The following is a 21,405-nucleotide window of genomic DNA, read 5'->3' on the forward strand; positions in this document are numbered from 1 at the left end:
ATCCTGGCGCTCTTATCTCAGTTCGTTGCTGGCGTCGGTGAACCCCATCAAGGACACGTCAAAGACGAACGGTTGCTCCTGGTGCAGGGCGCGGAAGGCCACGGTCAGGGCCTGCCCGCCTCGGAGCGCGCTCATCTGACTGTCATTCAGTTCGCGTCCGGCGACACAGCCCTGCTGCACGCAGGTCACGTAGTCGGCATCCATTTCCTCGCCCGCGTCATCGACCTGCATGCGGATACCGGGTCGCAGATCCACGCCCAGCGGCACCAGCACCTCGATCACATGCTGGTCACCCTCACGGCGGATGGTGGCCTGCAGAAACAGTCCCTGCGCCTGTTCGTCCTGAATCTGCAGGGTCTGCTGCATCTGGCAGCGCTCGCCGTTCGGGGTGTCGATGCAGGCGACCTCCCAGTCCTGGTAGACGGTGGTTTCCGGCTCCTGCTGCACGGGCTGCTGCGGTTGGCCGGGTTGTCCCATGTCCTGCGCCGCCCCCGGGGCGGCGAGGCCCGCGAGCAGCAAGGCAAGCAGGGCGATGGAGGGACCGCGGCGGACGCGGCGAACACACTGGATGGCCGTATGCATGAGTCGAGGTATCTCCGGTATTGAAATGACGCCCCTACTCTAGCGCGCCGCACAAGTCGGTGCCTCGAACCGGCTTCGGTTTCGGGGACGCGGTAGACGCATTTCCCTCCCGTCCGTGGGTCAGCGGGTGTAGCGCTCGACGAAGTCGCAGCGGCCCTCGGGCAGCCAGTCCGGGAGGTCGTAGTAGCGATCGAGGACTGGCTGCAGGACCTGGTCGTGGTAGGCGGCGTAGTCGAAGCCGCGGCCCTCGGCGAGGGTCCAGGCGACGCCGCGGATGGTGACTTCGCGTACGCGCACCTCGTCGAAGAAGGGCTCCACATGCGCCGGATCCAGCTCGCCGCGGGTGGGGACGTAGAGCAGGTTGGCGCCGTCAAGGGCGCGGAAGTCGGTAAGCAGGTCGTCCTGGCGGCCATAGTGCGAGCCGGGGCCGAACACCCCGACCTCGCGGCCGGCGTAGTAGCCCAGTACCGCCGAGCGCGAGTAGCTGCGGGTGAAGACGTGCCAGTCCGCGTCGTATTCGCCCACCACCCCGGCCACCGATTCCGGGGCCAGGTAGAACACGGCGTCGGCGTAGCGGTCCTGGCCCTTCAGCCATTCCACCGGCATCAGCGCGAGGGTCAGGATCGCGACGGCGTGCAGCACCGCGAGGGCCCCGGAGAGCCAGACGCCGAGCGTCAGCGAGCGTCGGGCCAGGAACAGCGCGGGCAGCAGCAGGAAGGGCGCGAAGGCGGCGAGCCAGTGCAGCCCGATGCTCTTGAACGGGGCGAGCAGGGCAAACAGGATCAGCGGGATCAGCCCGGCGGAGAGGAACACGCCCAGCTGGTGCTCGCGGATGCCGGCGGCCAGGGCGCGCCACTGGCGGGCGTAGAACCACAGCAGCCAGGGCGTGAACAGGTAGACGAGCAGGATCGCGTAGGTGAGCCAGTTGCCCGGGTCGAAGCCGCCGTCGCCATGCCGGTTCACGACGTTGAACATCACGTTGTACCAGCAGTTGTCCCAGTTCCAGTACAGATTGAGGGCGACCGCCGGCACCACGCCGAGGATGATCAGCAGGAGCCCGCGCCAGTGCTGTCGCGCGAACAGCAGGATATGCAGCCCTAGCGCGATCCCCAGCAGGACCGCGAAGTACTTGGACAGGAACGCCAACCCCAGGGCCAGGCCGGCGAGCAGGAACCAGTGTGCGGCCCCGGTGCGCAGCGCCTGCCAGGCAAGGGCGGTGGCCAGCAGGCTGAACAGGATCAGTGGGGTGTCCGTCGCGGTGATCACGGCGATGAAGAACAGCGGCATGAACAGCGCCAGCAGGGAGACCAGGCGTGCCCGGACCGGATCGGTATGCCGCCACCAGAGAAAGACCGCGAGCGCCGGGGCCATGGAGGCGAAGATGCCCAGCGCGCGGATCGCCAGCGGGTGGTCCGACAGGGGCAGGATGGCGCCGAGCCACCAGCCGATCATCGGCGGGTGGTCGTAATAGCCGAGATCCGGGTTATGGCCCCAGATCAGGAAGTAGGCCTCGTCGCCGGTGATCGGCAGGGCCCAGGCCATGCCGATCTTGACCAGCAGCACGGCCAGCAGGATCGCGCCGTAGTGACGGGCGAGCCAGGGACAGGAGGGGGTTGCCGTGTTCACTCGGGGGCGCCCTCCAACGCCGGCCCGTGGACACGCCGGAAACGGCCCCGGCGCAGCCGGTAGCCGCTGCGGGCCATCTCCAGCATCGGCTGGTCGGCTTCGCTGTCGCCGTAGGCCGCGACCAGATCGACCGGCTCGTCCGGGGGCAGGGTCGCGAGCCAGGCGGCGATGGCGGCCGGCTTGGCCGCGCCCCGGCAGTTGGTACCGTCGAGGCGCCCGGTCACGCGTTCGCTGTCATCGACCGCCAGGCGCGAGCTGACTACGCCGGCAAGGCCGTGGCGCTCGGCCCAAGGCTGCAGCCAGAGATCCAGCGAGGCCGACACCAGCACGCAGTCATGGCCCGCAGCCTGGTGGGCCTGGAGCGCGCGCATGCCCGCCGGGCGCAACAGACGGTCCAGGCGGCCCTCGGCGAACTCGCGGCCCTTGGCCTGCAGGTGGGCGAGGGTCTCGCCGGCCAGCATGCGGGTCAGCACGGCCTCCTTCGCATCCTGGTTGGAGAGGCGCTTTAGCGCCAGGCCGGTCAGGGCGGGGAGGCAGTCCGGCAGCCGGCGCAGGAATTCCACTGTCCCCAGCGCGTGGCGCAGGAAGGGGAACAGGCTGTCGCGCCGGGTCAGGGTGCCATCAAAGTCGAACAGCACGATCTGCCGCGCGGGGCCGGGCCGGGTGGAGGCGGACATGGCTAGGGAAACACTGATCCATGTACACGCTCGCTGCTTCGTCGCTTTTGCGTGCGTTTAATGCGCGGTGACTGCCGTGCAGTCATTCTGCACGAGGGAACCGCAACGCCGTGCGCGCGCCCGTTTTTGATAACAACGGGCGGCCGAGCCCCTTCGTTCATCATCTTGTGGGGTTGGTACCCCAGGTTCCCCGATCCTGCGTTGCGGCGCGAAATCATCAAAAACGGGCCGGTAGAACCACTACCGGCTGCGCACCGCGCCTTGCCTCGGAAAACCTGGGGTACCAACGCGAGTGTGTACATGGATCAGTGTTTCCCTAGAGTTTGAGGCGCTTGAACAGGTATTCGGGGATCAGGCGGATGATGGTCATGATCACCCACCACTTGCCGGGCAGGTAGGCCACGTCACGGCCACGGTGCATGGCGCGGACGATGCCCCGGGCGACCGTTTCCGGTTCGGCCCACAGGGCGCCGGCGCGATTGAAGCCCTCGGTCATCGGGGTGCGCACGAAGCCGGGCTTGAGCGTGACCACGTCCACGCCGCTGAAGAACAGCCGGTTGCGCAGCCCTTGCAGGTAGATCGCGAGCATGCCCTTGGCCGTGCCATAGGCGTAGTTGCTCTGGCGCCCGCGGTCGCCGGCGACCGAGCCGATGGCGGCGATCACGCCCCGGCCGCGGGCTTCGAAGTCCGGCGCGATGCGGGCGAGCAGGGCGATGGCGCTGGTGCCGTTCACGTGGATCGCTTGCAGGGTCTCGTCCACCGAGGCGTTGCAGGCCGCCTGGTCGGGCAGGGTGCCCCAGGCCAGCAGCACGCTGTCCACCTCGCCCAGGGCCTCCTGCGCCTGTTGCCAGATGGCGGCGTGGCCGTCGACGTCGGCCAGATCCGTCGTGGCGCCGAGGATGCGGGCGCCGTCCGGGTCGTCGCCACGCACCCGCAGGTCGGCCAGCAGGGCCTCCAGCGCCTCGCCGTCGCGGGCCACGCAGAACAGCCGTGCGCCGGTGTCCACCAACTCCCGCGCCGCCGCGGAGGCAATGGCCGAGGTCGCACCAAAGAGGACAACGTTCTTCATTGGGTTCATGCCGTCACCCTGCGCCAGAAGCCGGAGGAGAATTCGGGGTCCACATACTCGGCGAAGGCCTCCCAGCGGGGGAACCCCTGGCGGAAGACGTCGGCCGGCATGCGTGCGTCCTTCGCAGGGTACAGGGCACCGCCGGCCTCCTGCACGATCGCGTCCAGGCGCGTGAACAGGCGTTCGGTGTCGCGGCCCTTTTCCGGGAAGTCCAGCGCGAGCGTGGCACCCGGGCGCGGGAAGGACAGCAGGCCCGGCGCGGCGCGGTCGCCGAAGGTCTTGAGCACCGCGAGGAACGACCCCTGGCCACTGGCGGCGATGGCATCCAGCAGGGCCTGCACGCCGTCCTTTGAAGCCGCCGGCGGCAGCACGCACTGGTACTGGTAGAACCCGTCGTGACCGTAGATCCGGTTCCAGTGCCGGATCGCGTCCAGCGGGAACAGCCAGGGCAGGTGATGGACCGCGCGCGGGGTCGCGTGCACCGGCTGGCGGTAGTAGAGGTGGTTGAACGCGCGCAGGGTCAGGCGGTTGACCAGCGACACCGGCGGGTCCAGCGGGATGCTGCGGCGGCGTTCGTGCCAGGCGTCCTTGCGCGGCGCGGTGGTGGCATGGCGCCCGCCGCTGTAGATGCCGCGACCGACCCGGCCGCCCGCTCCCGGGTTCAGGCAGTCGATCCAGGCCACGGTGTAGGGCCACTCGCGCTCGGACTGGGCGTTCAGCTCCCAGAATGCGTCCAGCGAGTCGAAGCGCTGCGACCAGGCGCGCATCCAGGCACTGCGGATCGGGGCCAGTTGCAGGGTCACGGTCTCGATCAGGCCGGTCAGGCCCAGGCCGCCGACGGTCGCGGCGAACCAGTCGGGTGTGTTCTCGGGGGTGACCTCCAGCACCTGGCCATCGGAACGACGCAGGGTCAGGGCGCGTACATGGTCGCCGAAGCTGCCGGCCTGGTGGTGGTTCTTGCCGTGCACGTCATTGGCGACCGCACCCCCCAGGGTAACGAAGCGCGTGCCGGGCACCACCGGCGGAAACCAGCCGCGTGGCACGGCAAAGCGCAGCAGCGCATCCAGGGATACTCCGGCCTCGGCCGTGAGCTCTCCGGTGGCCGCGTCGAAGGCCACGAAGCGATCCAGCCCCGGGGTGTGCAGCAGCGAGGCCTCCGGGTTCAGGCAGACATCCCCATAGCTGCGTCCCAGGCCGTGGGCGAGCAGCGGGCGCGGCACGTCGGGCAATGCCCGCCCGCGGCGACCGAGCGCGACCTCGGCCGCATGTTCCGCCTGCGGGATGCGGTTCCAGCTGGCGGTCATGCAAGGCCTCCGGCGCCTTTCCCGTACCCGTCATTGCGAGGCCCCGCAGGGGCCGCGGCACAAAAGCGCGTAGCCCGTTGAACGGCCGCAGGCCGGCCCGACGGGCGAGCGCAGCGAGTGATCGCCGTCTCCTGCCCCCAACGCCCGGAACAGCCTCGGGAGATTGCCACGGCCCCTGCGGGGCCTCGCAATGACGGGATTGGCATGGCGAGCCTAGCCATGGTGCGGGTCCGGGAGTTCGTGGCCGCGGGCCTCGGGGTTGGTGCCCAGTGCGATCAGGCCGAGGATCACGGCGAACCACAGGGTGGTGAAGCGGATCAGCATGGTGGCCGCGACCGCGTCGGCCGGGGGCATGTCGGCCCACAGCAGCAGGGCGACCATCACCGCCTCGGTACCGCCGAGCCCCCCCGGTAGGAAGCTCAGCGCTCCAGCGAGCATGGCCAGGGCGAAGACGAAGGCGGCAAAGGCGAAGCCGACCTCGAAGCCCATGGCATTCAGGATCCACCAGAAGGCCAGGGCCTCCGCGCTCCAGGCGAGCACGCTGAGCACGGTGGCGCCGGCCAGCAGGGCGGGCCGGTGGCAGCGTCGCGCCTGCAGCAGGACGGTAACCAGATGGTGCAGGGTGCGCCACAGGCGCTGGCCCGGGCGGTCGCTCACGGTTTGCAGCCAGGCCAGCGGCCGGCGCCAGGCGAGGACCACCAGCGCGGTCAGGACGCAGGCGGCACCGATCAGGATCAGCCAGGTGCCCTGCGCGACCAGGGTCAGCCCCAGCATGGACAGCAGCACCACCGCGATCAGGTCGGACAGGCGTTCGGAGACGAACGCCGCGAAGCTGTCGGGGTAGGGTACGTGGCGACGTTTCAGCAGCACCCCGCGCAGGGCCTCCCCGGCCTTTCCGGGGGTGGTGGTCAGGGCAAAGCCGGCCACGTAGATGTGCAGGCTGGCGCGGGCCCGGACGGTATGGCCGAGGGTGCGCAGGTACAGCTGCCAGCGGGCAAAGCGCAGGCTGTAGTTCACCAGTGACAGCGCCAGGGCCAGCAGCAGTCCGCCGAAGCCCACCAGCTTGAGGGCGCGCCAGACCTCGTCCGCACCGGCCCACAGGGCGACCCCGAGATACAGGGCGACGGCCACGATGACCGAGAACATCACCGCGCGCAGGCGCCAGCCGGAGAGCCGTACCGCGCTCATGCGAGCACGGCGATGGTGACCCCGAGCCACACCGCAACGGTGGCCAGCAGGTGGGGGTCGGTGACCAGGTCGCGCGAGGTGTCGTTGCCGCCGCCGCGGGCGTGCAGCAGGAACAGGTAGCGGAAGATACCGTAGATCACGAACGGCAGGGTGTAGATCAGCCCGTCGGTGCCGTGCAGGGCCATGGTCTCCGCGCTGACGGTGTACAGGCCATAGGCGAGTACCGTGCAGGCGGCGCTGATGGAGGTGAACTGATCGAGCAGGCTGAGGCTGTAGTCGTCGAGTACGCGCCGCGGCCGATCGGCGTTGCCGCGGCGTTCGATGGTGTCGTCGGCCAGCTCCGCACGGCGTTTGGCGAAGCCGAGAAACAGCGTCAGCATCAGGCCGCACAGCAGCAGCCACTGCGAGGGCTCGATCCCCAGGCCCAGGGTGCCGGCAAGGATGCGCAGCATGAAGCCGGCCGCGATGCTGAATACATCCAGGATCACGATGTGCTTCAGCGACCAGGAATAGGCCACGTTCAGCACCAGGTAGGTCAGGATCAGCGCGATGACCCAGGTGCTGACCATCGCCGCGAGGACCAGCGCGAGGATCGCCGCGGTGGCGAAGATCGCCCAGGCGGTGGGGACGCTGATCGCGCCACTGGCGATGGGGCGGTCGCGCTTGGTCGGATGCTGGCGGTCGGCCTCGACGTCGACGATGTCGTTCAGCACGTACACCGCGCTGGCGATCGCGCAGAAGGCGAGGAAGGTGAGGCTGGCCGCCAGCACGGTGCCGGGCTCGCCCCACTCGTGCGCGAACACCACGCCGAGGAACACGAACCCGTTCTTGATGTACTGGTGCGGGCGCAGCAGTTTGATCAGCGAATACAGCATGCAGGCGTCGGTCGTGAAGGTCGTTGCAGTCTACTGACGCACTCGATGCGTTACCATCGGCGGCGCTAAACCGCGCCCGTGCTGCGCGCTCGATTCCATATTTTGATTCGCAGGAGAACTGTCATGTCCCGTATCGCCCGATCCTTCCTGCCCGCCGTCCTGCTGGCCGCGGCCGGGCTTGTCGCCGGTTGCATGTCCGGCGGTGGCCCGGAGCCCGAGTTCGCCGAGGGCCAGCCCTTTCCCGAGCGCACCCTGAACGACCAGCACGGCAATCCGGTGGAGCTGCCGGGCGATGCCCGCGTGATCCTGAAGACCGTGGAGGCCGCGCCGGCTGGTGTGGCCAATGCGGTGCTGGATGGCATGGGCGCCGAGGCGCGCGATGCGCTGGGCATTATCTACATCGCCGATATCCACGAGATGCCGCCGCAACCGATGCAGAACGTGGTGCTGCCGCGCATGCAGGCACGGGACTACTCCATCGTGGTCACCTCCAGCGCGGCCGATGCCGGCTTCCTGCCGCATCAGCGCGAGCAGGTGACCGTGATCCTGCTGGACACCGAGGGTGTGGTGACCGGCGTCGGCCATGCCGGTAGCGAAGAGGCCCTGAAGGACATGCTCGACGGCGCGCACGAGTAAGCCCGCGCATGATGGGTTCGAACCGCGGCAGGGTCTGAGTTGGCGTTCTTTCTGGGCCTGCTGACGGCCCTGGGGTTTGGCGCCGGCGATTTCTTCGGTGGGCTGGCCTCGCGACGCATTCCGGCGCTGGTGGTGGCCTGCTATTCGCAGATCCTTGCGACCGCAGCCCTGTTGGTGATCGCCCTTCCGCTGGCCGGGCTGCCTGGAGCGCAGGCCCTGATCTGGGGTGGCGCCGCGGGGCTTGCCCTGGCGCTGGGCCTGCTGGCGTACTACCACGGCCTGGCCCAGGGTTCGATGGGGCTGGTCGCTGCGGTGACCGGGGTGATCTCGGCGCTGGTGCCGCTGCTGGTCGGACTCGCGCTGGGTGAACAGCCGGGGCTGCTGGCGTTGCTCGGGATCGCCGCGATCGTGATCGCGATCGGGATGATCTCTGGCGGGGCGCGCAAGGCGAGTCCGCGCAACCTGGATCAACCGGTACGTGGCCTGATGGCGTTGGCGAGGGGGGAGCATCCGGTTCGTGGCCTGCTCGACGCGGCGATCGCGGGGGCCTGTTTCGGTCTGATATTCGTGTTCCTCAACGAGGCCGAGGCCGGCTCGCCGCTGTGGCCGGTGGTCGCAACCTCGGCAGTGGGTGCCCTGGCCCTTCTGGTGGTGATGCTGATCCGCCGTCCGCAGCTGGGGATGAGCCGCTCGACCCTGGTGTTGCTGTCGCTGGCAGGTCTGTTACAGGCGGCGGCGACCGTAGCCTTCGTGGTCGCGGTGCGCATGGGCCTGTTGTCGATCATCGCGGTGGCCGGGGCGCTGTCCCCGGCGCCGACGGCGCTGATGGCGCGATTGTTCCAGGCCGAGCGCATGTCACGGGTGCAACTGGCCGGGTTCTTCTTTGCCCTTGTCGGTATCCTGCTCATCGTGCTGGGCGGGCCCGGATAGGCATCGGGCGAGTCTGATAAGTTGGTCCCCGTCATTCACGCCACAGGAGGTGCGAAGTGTCCGAAGATCCGAAACCGGAAGTTGTGCGCAGCGACGTGAGCGAGCCCACGCTCGGCCCGCGCAAGGATGGCACGATGGTCACCGTGGTATACGTGCTTTATCTGGTGAGCTTCCTGACCGCGCTGACCGCCATCGCCGGCCTGATCATCGCCTATATCAAGCGCGGCGAGGCCGATACCGTCAGCGTCTCCCACTTCACCTACCAGATCCGCACGTTCTGGATCGGGCTGTTGTTTGCCGTGCTCGGGGTCATCACGACGCCGATCGGCATTGGCTTCGTGATCTTCCTCGCCCTGGTGATCTGGCTGCTGGTGCGCTGCATCAAGGGCCTGCTGGCCAACAACGAAAATCGCGCCATCGAGCAGCCCGAAACCTGGCTCTGGTAAACGCCTTGTGTCGTGCCCGAGCCGCCTTCGCGGATGCGTGAGCGGCTGGAGCAGTACCAGGTCCTGATCTACCTGGTGACCATCGTCCTGGGGCTCTTCCTGGGGGTGGCCGCGCCGGGGGCCAGCGAGTGGCTGGATGTGGTGCTCTGGCCCGTACTCGGGGTGCTGCTGTACGCCACATTCACGCAGACGCCGCTGATCCACCTGGGTGCGGCGTTCCGCGAGCCGCGTTTGCTGGTGGCCGCGGTGATCGGCAACTTCGTGGTGATCCCGCCGCTGGTCTGGGCGATCCTCCAGGTGGCGCCGGGTGATCCTGCGATCCTGCTGGGGATCGCCCTGGTGCTGCTGGTGCCATGCACCGACTGGTTCATCACCTTTACCCATCTCGGCGGCGGCGATACCCGCGGGGCCATCGCCTTCTCCCCGATCTCGCTGCTCATGCAGCTGGCGCTGCTGCCGTTTTATCTGTGGCTGTTCTTCGGCGGCGAATTCACCCTGGCGCTGGCCGGCGAGGACGTGCTGAAGGCCTTTGCCGGCCTGATCCTGGTCCCGCTGATCCTGGCGTACTTGACCGAACGCTGGGCCAACGACGACCCCGGCCGCGGGCATCTGATCTCGGGCCTGGCCTGGCTGCCGGTCCCGTTGCTGGCCGTGGTGGTGTTCGTCATCGCGGCCTCCCAGTTCAACACGGTGCTGGACGGTGCCGGTGTGCTGTTCCCGCTGTTGCTGATCTTCGCCGGCTTCCTGGTGGTCGCGGCCCTGCTGGCGCGGGCGCTGGCCCGGGCCTTCGGCCTGCCGGTGGCCGATGGGCGGGTGCTCGCCTTCAGCCTCGGCTCGCGCAACTCCTTCGTGGTCCTGCCCATCGCGCTCGCCCTGCCGCAGGGGCTGGAACTCGCCGTGGTCGTGGTGGTGTTCCAGTCCCTGGTCGAGCTGATCGGAATGACGGTGTACCTGTGGTGGATCCCTCGCCACCTGTTCCCTGATCGCCCTGCTGCCTGAGGCGGCGCTTCCGAGCCCCGCATCGCCGTCCGGCCTTTCGTGTCGGGTCGATCATCAAACACGTGTAGGAGTGCCGTCCGCGGGCCGATGCGGCCCGCCGTGGAGGCGGCCGCGTGTCGAGCACTTCCTGGGGAAGGGTGCGGTAGCGGGGCGGATGGGCCTCGTGCTGGGCCAGGGGCAGGCAAAGAGATCGTTCCCCAGGCGGTGCATCGCCTAAACGCGTGCCTCGCCCGGGGCTGAGCGGCTGACGGGTACCGGTTCGACCGGGGTCAGCGCTCCAGGTACTGCAGTTTGTTATCGACGCCGTCCCATTCCTCGGCGTCGGCCGGCGGGTCCTTGCGCGCGGTGATGACCGGCCAGGTGCGGGCGAGTTCGGCGTTCAGTTCGATGAACTGAAGCTGGTCTTCGGGGACATCGTCTTCCGGCACGATGGCTTCGGCCGGGCATTCCGGCTCGCACAGGGTGCAGTCGATGCATTCGTCGGGGTCGATGGCCAGGAAGTTCGGTCCTTCATGGAAGCAGTCGACCGGGCAGACCTCGACGCAATCGGTGTACTTGCACTTGATGCAGTTATCGAGAACGATGAAAGCCATGCTTGTCTCCCTTTGAATTCAGTCAGTTGACCGGGATTTTTGAGGCCCGGTCATGGTCGCGGCGGCACGTGTCCCTGGCCCTGCCGACAGGATATGGCGGCATTGTAACGCCTCCACCACCGGAGTCGTGAATCCCGGGCGCGGGCCGGCGTCATTTCGGGATTCGATGGGCTGCAACAGCCTTTACGGGATGGGTCGGTGGCGTCCCCGTGTGGCCCTCGTGCTGGCGGGCTGTGCGGTGGGGCCGGACTGCGAGCGCCCGGAGGTCGCCCTCCCGGAGGCGTGGCCGGGGGCGGTTGGCGAGCAGATGGACCAGAACTCCGCCGATGCCGAGTTCTGGTGGGAGAGGTTCGAGGACCCGCAGCTCGACCGCCTAGTGCGCGACGCCCTGGAGAACGACCTCGACGCTGGGATCGCCGCGGCCCGTGTGGTGCAGGCGCGGGCCGAATGGTTGCCGAGCCTGAATCTGGCGGCCCTGTTTGGGCAGGAGGCGAGCGGGTGGAGGCACGCCAGCGCGAGATGCGTGCCCGGATCGAGGTCCTTGACCTGGCGGAGCGGCGCTATCTTGGCGGCTTCGTGGGCTATCTGGAGGTGCTGGACGCGCGTCGCGCCCTGCTGGATGCGAGGCCTGACCCTGACCGAGGCCTCGCGCGATCGGCTGGCGGCCACCGCGACGCTATTCCGTGCGCTGGGTGGCGGCTGGGACAGCGCGGCGATCCCGTCGGATGTGCTGGAAGATGGCGATCCGGACGATGCCAAGGAAGAGGCGGTCACGCCCGCGGATCCGGACGACTGACCCCCGACGCAGCGGCTACTTTTCGCGCAGGGTGTCTTTCATCCGATAGAGGGCATCCAGGGCCTCGCGCGGGGACATGTCGTCCGGATCCAGCGTGTCGAACAGGGCCTTCAGGGCGCGTGCCTCCGCTTCGTACGGCTCGGGTTCGGGTACGGCCACGTTGGCCGGGTCGGGCTTGGGCGTGAACAGCCCCAGTTGCGGCGAGTCGCTCTCGGCGGCGCGGTCCTCGAGCTCGCGCAGGTGCTGGCGCGCGAGCTTCAGGACATCGGCCGGTACCCCGGCCAGTTGCGCTACCTGCAGGCCGTAACTCTGATTGGCCGGCCCCTCGCGGACCTGGTGCAGGAACACGATGCTGTGCTCGTGTTCCATGGCATCCGTGTGCACGTTGGCGACCGCCGGTTCGCGTTCGGCCAGCGCCGTCAGCTCGAAGTAGTGCGTGGCGAACAGGGTCAGGGCGCGATTGTGGCGCGTCAGGCGTTCGGCGCAGGCGAGCGCCAGGGCGAGGCCGTCGAAGGTGCTGGTGCCGCGGCCGATCTCGTCCATCAACACCAGGCTCTCGGGGCCCGCGTTGTGCAGGATGTTGGCGGCCTCGGTCATTTCCACCATGAAGGTGGAGCGCCCGGAGGTCAGGTCGTCGGAGGCCCCGATGCGGGTGAAGATCCGGTCCACCGGCCCGATCTGCGCGCGCGCGGCCGGCACGAAGCTGCCCATGCAGGCCAGCAGCACGATCAGCGCGGTCTGGCGCATGTAGGTGGACTTGCCGCCCATGTTGGGGCCGGTGATCACCAGCAGACGGCGCTCTTCGGGGTCCAGCGCGGTGTCGTTGGCGACGAAGGGCGCATCCAGGCCGGCCTCCACTACCGGGTGGCGGCCCTGTTCGATGCGGATGCCGGGCGTGTCGACCAGTTCCGGGCAGTGCCAGTCCAGGCGCCTGGCCCGCTCGGCCAGGCAGGCCAGGGCATCCAGTTCGGCCAGCGCGTCCGCAATCACGCGCAGACGCGGGGCGCGACCCTGGAGCTCGGCGATCAGGCCATCGAACAGGGCGCGTTCGCGGGCCATGGCCTGCTCGCGGGCGGAGAGGATCTCGTCCTCGAAGCGCTTGAGTTCCTCGGTGGTGTAGCGCTCGGCGTTCTTCAGCGTCTGGCGGCGCATGAAGCGCCCGGGTAGCTCCGCCGAGCGCGTGCGCGAGACCTCGATGTAGTAGCCGTGCACCCGGTTGTAGGCGACCTTCAGGGTGGGGATGCCGGTGGCCTCGCGCTCGCGCGCCTCGATCTCGCGCAGGAACGAGTCGGCATCGTTCTCCAGTGCGCGCAGGCGATCCAGCTCGGCATCGAAGCCGGCGCGGATCATGCCGCCGTCGGTGACGCGCAGCGGTGGCTCCTCGACTAGGGCGGCGGCCAGGGTCGCGCTCAGCTCGTCTTCCGGCGCCAGGGCCTCGTACAGCGCCTGCAGGGAGGCTGCGCTGGCGGCCAGCGGAGTCAGGGTCTGGTGCAGGGGCGGCAGGCGTTCGAGACTCGCGAGCAGGGCGGTCAGATCGCGCGGCCGGGCGCTGCCGAGGACGATACGCGACAGGATGCGTTCGACATCCGCGCTGCCGGCCAGGGCCTCGCGCAGGGGCGCGGTGGCCCCCGACTCCAGAAGTCCGGTGATCGCGGTCTGGCGCTCGCGGATGATGGCGCGGTCGCGCAGTGGCTGGTGCAGCCACTGCAGCAGCCGGCGCGAACCCATCGCCGAGCGGGTGGTGTCCAGCAGGGCCAGCAGGGATCCGTGGCGTTCGCCGCCCAGGGTGCGGGTCAGCTCCAGGTTGCGGCGGGTGGCCGGGTCCAGCACCAGCATCTGGCTGCGCAGCTCGTGCGCCAGTCCGGTGATATGCGCGAGATCCCCGCGATGGCGGTTTTGCACGTAGGCGAGCAGGGCGCCGGCCGCAGCGATGCCCAGGTCCAGGCCGTCGCAGCCAAAGCCGGAGAGGTCGCGGGTGCCGAAGTGGGTGGTCAGGACCCGGCGGGCCGAGACACCGTCGAAATGCCAGTCCGCGTGGCGCTGGGGGGCGAAGCCCTCGATCCCGGGGATGGGCGCGGCCTGGTCGGGGATCAGGCATTCCACCGGGTCCAGCCGTGCCAGCTCGGCGGCCAGTTCGGTCGCGTCGCGCACCTCCAGCAGGCGGAACTGGCCGGAGGCGAACTCCAGGCTGGCAACCCCGTACCCCTCCTTGCGGCCCTTGATCGCGGCCGAGCCGGCGGGGCACACCGCGACCATCCGGTTGATGCTGCGGGCCTCCAGCAGGGCCTCTTCGGTGACCGTCCCGGGGGTGACAATGCGCACGACCTCGCGCTTGACCGGGCCCTTCTGTTCTCCGACCGCGCCGGTCTGCTCGCAGATGGCCACGCTCTCGCCCAGCTTCAGCAGGCGCGCGAGATAGCTTTCCAGGGTGTGCACCGGGATCCCGGCCATGGGGATCGGTTGTCCGGCCGATTCGCCACGCCGGGTCAGGGTGATATCGAGCAGTCCCGCGGCGCGCTCGGCGTCATCATGGAACAGCTCGTAGAAATCACCCATGCGGTAGAGCAGCAGCGTATCCGGGTACTCGGCCTTGATACCGAGGTACTGCTGCATCATCGGGGTGTGTGCGGAAAGTGGCGTCTTGTCAGTCACTTGTTAGCGGCTGTCCAGAAAATCGGGATTCGCAATCAGACATTTGTCCAATACTCGGCGGTTCGCCGCGCACGGTATCACGCGCGCGGCGGCATCGGTTGGCAATCCCCCGTGCTCCCGTGCGGGCTCCGTACCCCAACGAGAAACGCCCCGGCCTCAGGGGGGGAGGCACGGGGCGCCGAGCACACAGGGGGGCGGTGCTCTTCAGTCACGCTATCCCGCGCCCATGCGGACCGCAAGCAGGCCAACTAACGCTCCATACCCCTGCCTGTAACGCCCTCAAGCAGGGGGCCGGCGCTCGCGCGGCTGGCATGGCCCTGTGGCGTGGCCTGCCCGCGATTTGCCCGGCTAATGCGACATCTGATCGGCGTATGGGCGGCGGCGCTCATCGGTCCGGCGGCGCTCGATCCGGGCAGACGCGCAGTATACGGATGCAGTGCCCGACATGGCAGCTGGGTCAGGTGCGGGAGTTGTGCCACACTCGGGACAGCGCAAGCGACGCGATGTCAGGGAGGAGGCGAGCATGATCGGGGAAGAGGATCGGCGCGATCACCGGCGGATGCAGGTCAGCACGGCGGCGCGCGTCACCTGGCGCTCCAGTGGCGAGTCCATCAGCGTGCAGTTGGAGGACCTCTCCGCCATGGGTTGCGCCTTTGTGGCGCAGCGCGAGACCGATGCCGGTGTGGGCATTACGGTCTCGGTGCCAAGCCCGGACGGTCGCCTGGAGGGTCTTGAGCGCCACGGCCGCGTGGTGCGCTGCGCCCCCGTCGAGGGCGCATCCGGCAACGGCTGGCGGGTTGCGGTCGCCTTCGATCCGGAGGGATGATCGCGCCATGACGGCAGAATCGAGCACTACCCTCCTGACCCTCCGCGAGTCCGACGCCCCGAGCCTGTCGGCCCTGGTTTATGACCTGAGCGAGCGCCTGATGGCGAAGGGCGAACGCCTGTGCACCGTGGAATCCTGCACCGGCGGCGGCATCGCGCAGGCGATGACGGATATTCCGGGTAGCTCGCAGTGGTTCGAATGCGGCTGGGTGGCGTACTCCAATGCCGCGAAGACTGCGATGGTCGGTGTCCCGGCCGAACTGATCGAGGAGCACGGTGCGGTCAGCGAGGCCGTGGCCCGCGCGATGGTCGAGGGCGGCCTGGCCCGCTGCGACGCGGATCACGCCCTGTCGGTCACCGGCATCGCCGGGCCGGGCGGCGGGATGCCCGAAAAGCCGGTGGGCACCGTCTGCTTTGGCTGGCAGACGCGCGGCGGTCCCGCTCGGGTTCAGACCTGCCATTTCGACGGCGAACGCCATGCCGTTCGGCTGCAGTCGATGCTCCACGCCCTGGGCGAGCTGCTCGCCCACGAGGCGGCCTGACGCTCGGCGAAAGTCCCCTGCATCCCTTCCCGGAGGGGTGCTGGTTGCCGATTTCCGCCGGATCGTCAACGGCAAGCCGAAAAAAGAGCGCCCCGGCCTGTTGGGGGAAGGCTCGGGGCGCGGAGCACACAGGGGGATGGTGCTCGCGGGTAACGCTATTCGCTCCCCGGTCCCATTACAACGCAATTCCGTCACAGACTCCGCCTGCGCGTACGGCCTTGGCACCGGAACGTGATTGGCTGCAACTTCCGGGTCGTGCTCCTGTGCCACCCGTCACCGTCCAGCATGGCGTTCCCCACTGCGCGGATCGCAAACGGGCGAAACGGTGCCGGGCGGTATATGTTGGTGGTTTGGAGATCAAGACCCCCGACAGGCCGGTATCACATGCGGCGTATGGCCGCCGCGCGGGGCGGTTCGGGCTGGGCGAACCGGCAAACGGGCGAGGGAACGATGAACGGGAATCACGTATCCGGTAAACGCCGCGGGTTCGGGAGGCGGGCGATCCATGCGCTGGCCCTGCTGCTGTGGATCACCTCGGGCGGTCCCCATGCCTGGGCGGAGGAGGCGCCATCGCCGGACACGCCGGAGGCGGTCACCCCGGCGGAGGTGGATGCCCTGGAAACCGATCTCGCGGCCTTTCGTGACCGCCTGCCCGAACTGCTGGATGCGGTGGATACGCAGGAGGCGGAGGCGTGGCTGGCCGCCAGTCCACTCGCGGAACTCGAGCAGCGCAGCGCCGATGAAGAGCGGGCAGAAGAGGAACGAGCCCTCTGGGATGAGGCCCGCGAGGTCGAGCAGGCGGGCGTCGAACGGGTACAGGGGGCAATCGATCGCGCGGCGACCGCCCGGGCGCTGCCCGAACGCCTGGATGAACTGGAACAGGCGCTGGAGGGGGTTGGCGCATTCCCCCGGGGGCTCGGCGAGGAGGTCTCGATCCGCCGTCTGGAGGAGGAACTGGGCCGCCTCGGGCGGGACCGCGAGCGTTTGGAGACAGAGCTCGATGATCAGCGTGTCCGTCTGTCGCAACTGGAGGAGCAGGCCGAGGTTCGCGCCGAGACTCTGGAACGCCTGCGCCAGGAGCGCCAGGAACTGGAGGGCGCGCCGCGCCCCCTGACCGAGGGGGGCGAATGGGAGGACGCACGAGAGGCGGTGCAGCAGGCCCGGGTGAGGCGGGCGGATGCCGCCCTGCTGGCCGCCCGGATGGACGCCAATACCCTGCCGCCGCGCATGCAGGCCCTGCGTCTGCTGGTGCGCGGCCTCGAACTCGAGCTGCGCTGGCAGCGCGTCCTGCAGGGGCGGCTGGAGCGGCGGCTGACCGAACTTTCCAGCGAGGAGCTACAGGAGCTGCGGGGCGCGTTGCGTTCGCTGCTGGAGCGCGAACCGGAGGCACAGCGGCACTACGAGTCGGAGATCGAGGAGCTGCATGCGACCTTCGACCACATCGCCGAGGCCCAGGCACGCATCCGAACGCTGCAGCGGGAACGCGACCGTCTGCTCCGGGTGGAGCGTGAACTCGAACAGTCCCTTGGTCATGTCCACGAGCGGCTGGAGATCAGTGGTCTGACCGAGGCGCTCGGCGGGGTCTTCCTGGAGGAGCAGCGGCGACTGCGGGACCTCGACCAGGTGCGTTTCCAGTTGCGCGATCTGGAACGCGAGTTGGCGCGTTCACAGTTGCGCACCATCAGCCTTCGCGAGCGCCTGGCAGCCATCCCGGACGCCCGCGAGATGGAATGGGAAGCCCCGGTCCGGTCAACGCTGCGCGACCTGCGGCGCCAGGCGCTGAATGTCGAGCTGCACACCGAGGAGGCGCGGACCGAGCAGCTGCGGCAAACCGACCTGCGCCTGCGGTCGGTGCTGGAACTGGTAGAGGAGCTCGACCGCACCCTGAGCGAAGCCCTGCTGTGGTGGCCGAGCCACTCCCCGGTGGGGGGCGAGTGGCTGGAGCGTCTGCCGGCCGCGAGTCGCGCGCTGCTGGATCCGGACGCCTGGGCCGACCTGCGCGAGACCTTCCTGCGCGAGACGTTGCACCGTCCGCTGGTGATCGGATTCCTGCTCCTGGTGACGGGGCTGCTGTACCTCGCGGGGCGCAACATCCACCGCCATCTGGAACGCCTGGCGGAAGCCACTCAGCATCGCTACACGGATCGCATCGGCGTCACCCTCAGGGCCCTGGGGTGGAGCGTGCTGCGCGCGCTGCCGGTGCCGTTCCTGTTGCTGTCCGTTGCATTCCAGCTGCATGCGGTGCCGGAAACGGGATTCGGGGTGGAAGTCCTGTCCCGGACCCTGATTACCGTCTCGGTATGGTGGCTCGCGGGCCACCTGCTGCTGCTCTTCATCGGTCGCAATGGTGTTGGAACCACGCATTTCGGCTGGTCCGAGCCGTTGATCACCCGCCTGCATCAACACCTGCACTGGTTTCTTCCGCTGCAGACGTTCCTGTTCCTGCTGGTGGCACTGACCTTTGGCCATCCGAGCGATGCGGTGTTCGATCTCTACGGGCGTCTCGCCTTGCTGGCGGTCATTGTGAACTTCGGGGTGCTGGCGTGGCTGCTCCTGGCACCCAACCACGCGACCGGCGAGCCCCTGATGGACGAGCGCCGTCGCCTGCTGCTGCGCGGGGTGGTCGTGATCGGGATGCTGGGTCTGGTCACGCTCGCCCTGGCGGGCTACCTCTATACCGTGGCCGAGCTGCTGAGGCACCTGATCGGTACCGTGGTCGTGCTGATCGCAGTGGGCCTCGGCTACGGGCTGGCGGCCCGCTGGCTGCTGCTGGGCGAGACCCGGCTGGCGCTGCTGCGGATCCGGGAACGCCGCGAACAGGAAGAGACTACCGAGGGCGCGAGTGGTGGCGAGGCCGGGGTCGATGTACCCGAGCCGCGACTGAGCATGGAGGATGTGAATGCCCAGAGCCGCACGCTGCTGCGGGTGGCGGCCCTGGGCGGAACCCTGGTGGGCCTGCTGTGGGTGTGGTCGGATATCCTGCCGGCCCTGGCCTGGCTGGACGGCATTACGCTCTGGTCGCGCACCATCGAGATTGGCGAGAGCGAGATCACCACGAGTGTCTCGCTGCAGGATCTGCTGCTGGCAACTTTCCTTGGCGTATTGTTCGTGCTGGCCGCGCGCAACTTGCCGGGGCTGGTCGAGATCCTGCTCTCCCGCAGCACGAAGATGGACGCCCCGGGGCGCTATACGTTCACCGTGCTGCTGCGCTACCTGATGGCGGTGGTGGCGGTGATCGTGGTGTTCTCGCTGCTGGGGCTGCGCTGGAGCGAGATCCAGTGGCTGGTGGCGGCGCTGACCGTCGGTCTGGGTTTTGGTCTGCAGGAGGTCGTGGCCAACTTCGTTGCCGGGCTGATCGTGTTGCTGGAGCGCCCGGTCCGGGTGGGCGATACCATCACCGTTGGCGAATACAGCGGGACGGTATCGAAGATCCGGGGCCGTGCTACCACGATCGTTGACTGGGACAACCGGGAGATCGTCGTTCCCAACAAGACGTTCATCTCCGACCATCTGATCAACTGGACTCTGAGCGACACCACCACGCGGCTGGTGATCCCGGTGGGGGTCAGCTATGCGTCCGATGTTGATCTTGTCCGGGAGACCCTGCTGGAGGTGGCCCACGAAGACCCGCACGTCCTGGAGGATCCCGAATCGGTAGTGTATTTCCTCCGGTTTGGCGATAACGCGCTGAATTTCGAACTGCGAGTGTTCGTCTGCCAGATGGCGGACCGGTTGGTCACGCTGAGCGGGCTCCATACCGCGATCATCAAGCGCTTCCGCGAACAGGGGATCGAGATCGCTTTTCCGCAGATGGACGTTCACCTGCACGACGACGAAACCCGGAGGCGTCGTGCCGTGCCCCCCGCGGCGGGTCCCGACGAGCCCGGAAACCCCATGGATCGGTGACGGGTGCCCGATTCGTTGGCCCGGGGCCGTGACCCGGGCCAACCCAAGCGTCCTGCCCGCAGGCCAGGCGGCTTGGCTCCCGCGCCGCGTGTGTCTTGTGCAAGTCCTTTGTCCCTGCACGATCACGGGTTGGGTCGCTCTCCGCCCTGTGGGATACTGCGGCCCCGTATCCGCCCCGTCTTGGGCAACGGGTCGGAAACCATCGCAGCAAGTATCGGGAGGCATACCGTGGACGACAATCGCAAGAAGGCCCTGACCGCCGCACTCGGGCAGATCGAACGCCAATTCGGCAAGGGCGCGGTCATGCGCATGGGCGATCAGGAGGCGGTGGACGTCCCCGCAATCTCCACGGGCTCCCTGGCACTGGATATCGCGCTTGGCATCGGCGGTGTGCCGCGCGGGCGCGTGGTCGAGATCTACGGGCCGGAGTCCTCGGGCAAGACGACCCTGACCCTGCAGGTGATCGCCGAGGCGCAAAAGGCCGGCGGTACGGCCGCGTTTGTCGACGCCGAACACGCACTGGACCCGACCTACGCCGAGAAGCTGGGTGTGAACGTGGACGACCTGCTGGTTTCGCAGCCGGATACCGGCGAGCAGGCCCTGGAGATCTCCGACATGCTGGTGCGTTCCGGCGCGATCGACGTTGTGGTCGTCGACTCCGTGGCCGCGTTGACGCCCAAGGCCGAGATCGAGGGCGAGATGGGCGACTCCCACGTCGGCCTGCAGGCGCGGCTGATGTCGCAGGCCCTGCGCAAGCTGACCGCCAACATCAAGCGTTCCAACACGCTGGTCATCTTCATCAACCAGATCCGCATGAAGATCGGCGTGATGTTCGGCAGCCCCGAGACCACCACCGGCGGCAACGCGCTCAAGTTCTACTCCTCCGTGCGCATGGACATCCGCCGCATCGGCGCGATCAAGAAGGGCGACGAGGTCATCGGCAACGAGACCCGCGTGAAGGTCGTGAAGAACAAGATGGCGCCCCCGTTCCGCGAGGCCTATTTCGAGATCCTCTACGGCGAGGGCATCTCCCGCGTTGGCGAGATCATCGAGATGGGCGTGAAGGAAGGCCTGATCGACAAGGCCGGTGCCTGGTACAGCTACAACGGCGAGCGCATCGGCCAGGGCAAGGAAAACGCCCGCCAGTACCTGAAGGACAACCCGCACATCGCCGAGGAAGTCGAAAAGACGCTGCGCGAACGCCTGCTGCCCAAGCGCAACAAGGCCACGGTAGAGGACGTGCCGGTCGATGCCCCGGTCGAGGAGCAAGGCTGACCCGGCCGACCCCGAGGCTGCGCTTGAGGTGGGCCTGCGGTTGCTGGTTCGGCGTGAACACTCCGGTCTGGAGCTGGCGCGCAAGCTCGGTGAGCGCGGCTTCGAACGGGATGCCGTGGACGCCGCGCTGGAACGTGCGCGCGAGCTCGACTATCTGAGCGATACCCGTTACGCGGACTTCATGGCCCGCCACCGTACCGAGCAGGGTTACGGCGAACAGCGCATCCGTGCCGAACTGGCCCACAATGGCATCGGCAACGACACCGTGAACGCCGCCATCGATGCCCTGGAGATCGACTGGATCGACCAGGCCCGTGGTCAGCTCGAACGCCACTTCCGTCATCCGCCCGAGACCCGCGAGGACGAGGCCCGCTATCTTCGCCACCTCGCGGGTCGCGGATTCCCCGGCGGCGTCGCCCACCAGGCCCTCGCCGCCTGGAAGGACGACGCTAGCGACTCCTGACCGAGTGCTTCGTCGCTGAGC

General features: G+C 68.4%; 18 protein-coding genes and 1 pseudogene. 10 read left to right on the forward strand and 9 right to left on the reverse strand.

All coding sequences use genetic code 11. The annotated features are described in order from the left end of the window. Positions 1 to 12: 12 nt before the first annotated feature. From G315_RS0105995 to G315_RS0106025, 7 genes are all read right to left on the reverse strand, one after another. On the reverse strand, positions 13 to 582 hold the full coding sequence (locus tag G315_RS0105995; protein ID WP_018144322.1) for an invasion associated locus B family protein: 570 nt from the start codon (positions 580 to 582) through the stop codon (positions 13 to 15). A gap of 120 nt (positions 583 to 702) precedes the next feature. Then, entirely contained in the window at positions 703 to 2,208 is a 1,506-nt protein-coding gene (locus G315_RS0106000; RefSeq protein ID WP_018144321.1) for a glycosyltransferase family 39 protein, read from the reverse strand. Next, a complete protein-coding gene (locus G315_RS0106005) occupies positions 2,205 to 2,885 on the reverse strand; it encodes an HAD-IB family hydrolase (protein WP_019612101.1) in 681 nt (226 codons plus the stop codon). Before G315_RS0106005 ends, G315_RS0106000 begins: the two co-directional genes overlap by 4 nt. 316 nt (positions 2,886 to 3,201) lie before the next feature. After that, a complete protein-coding gene (locus G315_RS0106010; protein ID WP_018144319.1) occupies positions 3,202 to 3,954 on the reverse strand; it encodes an SDR family oxidoreductase in 753 nt (250 codons plus the stop codon). Between the two features lie 5 nt (positions 3,955 to 3,959). Next, positions 3,960 to 5,258, reverse strand: coding sequence for an FAD-binding oxidoreductase (locus G315_RS0106015; RefSeq protein ID WP_019612102.1), 1,299 nt, complete (start codon positions 5,256 to 5,258; stop codon positions 3,960 to 3,962). Between the two features lie 213 nt (positions 5,259 to 5,471). After that, positions 5,472 to 6,446, reverse strand: coding sequence for a lysylphosphatidylglycerol synthase transmembrane domain-containing protein (locus G315_RS0106020; RefSeq protein ID WP_019612103.1), 975 nt, complete (start codon positions 6,444 to 6,446; stop codon positions 5,472 to 5,474). Beyond that, entirely contained in the window at positions 6,443 to 7,321 is an 879-nt protein-coding gene (locus G315_RS0106025; RefSeq protein WP_018144316.1) for a decaprenyl-phosphate phosphoribosyltransferase, read from the reverse strand. The genes G315_RS0106020 and G315_RS0106025 overlap by 4 nt, the downstream gene beginning before the upstream one ends. 123 nt (positions 7,322 to 7,444) lie before the next feature. On the opposite strand from G315_RS0106025, the gene G315_RS0106030 reads away from it, so the two are divergent. Genes G315_RS0106030 through G315_RS0106045 form a run of 4 tightly spaced genes read left to right on the forward strand, consistent with a single transcriptional unit; the run spans position 7,445 to position 10,332 of the window. Then, a complete protein-coding gene (locus G315_RS0106030; RefSeq protein ID WP_018144315.1) occupies positions 7,445 to 7,957 on the forward strand; it encodes a hypothetical protein in 513 nt (170 codons plus the stop codon). A 39-nt stretch (positions 7,958 to 7,996) separates the two neighbouring features. Further along, positions 7,997 to 8,887 carry a DMT family transporter gene (locus G315_RS0106035; protein WP_018144314.1) on the forward strand — a complete coding sequence of 297 codons (891 nt, stop codon included), beginning with the start codon at positions 7,997 to 7,999 and terminating at the stop codon, positions 8,885 to 8,887. 56 nt (positions 8,888 to 8,943) lie between these two features. Beyond that, positions 8,944 to 9,333 carry a hypothetical protein gene (locus G315_RS0106040; protein WP_019612104.1) on the forward strand — a complete coding sequence of 130 codons (390 nt, stop codon included), beginning with the start codon at positions 8,944 to 8,946 and terminating at the stop codon, positions 9,331 to 9,333. A gap of 33 nt (positions 9,334 to 9,366) precedes the next feature. Continuing rightward, complete coding sequence (locus G315_RS0106045; RefSeq protein WP_018144312.1) at positions 9,367 to 10,332, forward strand: arsenic resistance protein; 966 nt, start codon at positions 9,367 to 9,369, stop codon at positions 10,330 to 10,332. Positions 10,333 to 10,601: 269 nt separating this feature from the next. Here G315_RS0106045 and fdxA read toward each other — a convergent pair whose 3' ends face one another. Continuing rightward, complete coding sequence (gene fdxA, locus G315_RS0106050; RefSeq protein WP_018144311.1) at positions 10,602 to 10,925, reverse strand: ferredoxin FdxA; 324 nt, start codon at positions 10,923 to 10,925, stop codon at positions 10,602 to 10,604. Between the two features lie 166 nt (positions 10,926 to 11,091). Between fdxA and G315_RS14715 the strand changes: the two are divergent. Next, a pseudogene (locus G315_RS14715) lies at positions 11,092 to 11,721 on the forward strand (TolC family protein). Positions 11,722 to 11,736: 15 nt separating this feature from the next. On the opposite strand, the gene mutS reads toward G315_RS14715, so the two are convergent. Continuing rightward, on the reverse strand, positions 11,737 to 14,334 hold the full coding sequence (gene mutS, locus G315_RS0106060) for a DNA mismatch repair protein MutS (RefSeq protein ID WP_019612106.1): 2,598 nt from the start codon (positions 14,332 to 14,334) through the stop codon (positions 11,737 to 11,739). A gap of 562 nt (positions 14,335 to 14,896) precedes the next feature. Between mutS and G315_RS0106065 the strand changes: the two genes are divergently transcribed. The 5 genes from G315_RS0106065 to G315_RS0106085 all read left to right on the forward strand — a co-directional run bounded on the left by G315_RS0106065 (position 14,897) and on the right by G315_RS0106085 (position 21,384). Beyond that, the gene (locus G315_RS0106065) at positions 14,897 to 15,199 is read left to right on the forward strand and encodes a PilZ domain-containing protein (RefSeq protein ID WP_018144308.1); all 303 of its coding nucleotides are present in this window, start codon (positions 14,897 to 14,899) and stop codon (positions 15,197 to 15,199) included. Positions 15,200 to 15,206: 7 nt separating this feature from the next. Beyond that, entirely contained in the window at positions 15,207 to 15,740 is a 534-nt protein-coding gene (locus G315_RS0106070) for a CinA family protein (protein WP_018144307.1), read from the forward strand. Between the two features lie 450 nt (positions 15,741 to 16,190). Beyond that, on the forward strand, positions 16,191 to 19,646 hold the full coding sequence (locus tag G315_RS0106075) for a mechanosensitive ion channel domain-containing protein (protein WP_019612107.1): 3,456 nt from the start codon (positions 16,191 to 16,193) through the stop codon (positions 19,644 to 19,646). 228 nt (positions 19,647 to 19,874) lie between these two features. Then, complete coding sequence (recA, locus tag G315_RS0106080) at positions 19,875 to 20,921, forward strand: recombinase RecA (protein WP_018144305.1); 1,047 nt, start codon at positions 19,875 to 19,877, stop codon at positions 20,919 to 20,921. Next, on the forward strand, positions 20,896 to 21,384 hold the full coding sequence (locus G315_RS0106085) for a regulatory protein RecX (RefSeq protein WP_026182017.1): 489 nt from the start codon (positions 20,896 to 20,898) through the stop codon (positions 21,382 to 21,384). Before recA ends, G315_RS0106085 begins: the two co-directional genes overlap by 26 nt. The last annotated feature ends 21 nt before the right edge of the window (positions 21,385 to 21,405 follow it).

The organism is Thioalkalivibrio sp. AKL7 (genome assembly GCF_000381705.1).
GTDB lineage: Bacteria > Pseudomonadota > Gammaproteobacteria > Ectothiorhodospirales > Ectothiorhodospiraceae > Thioalkalivibrio > Thioalkalivibrio versutus.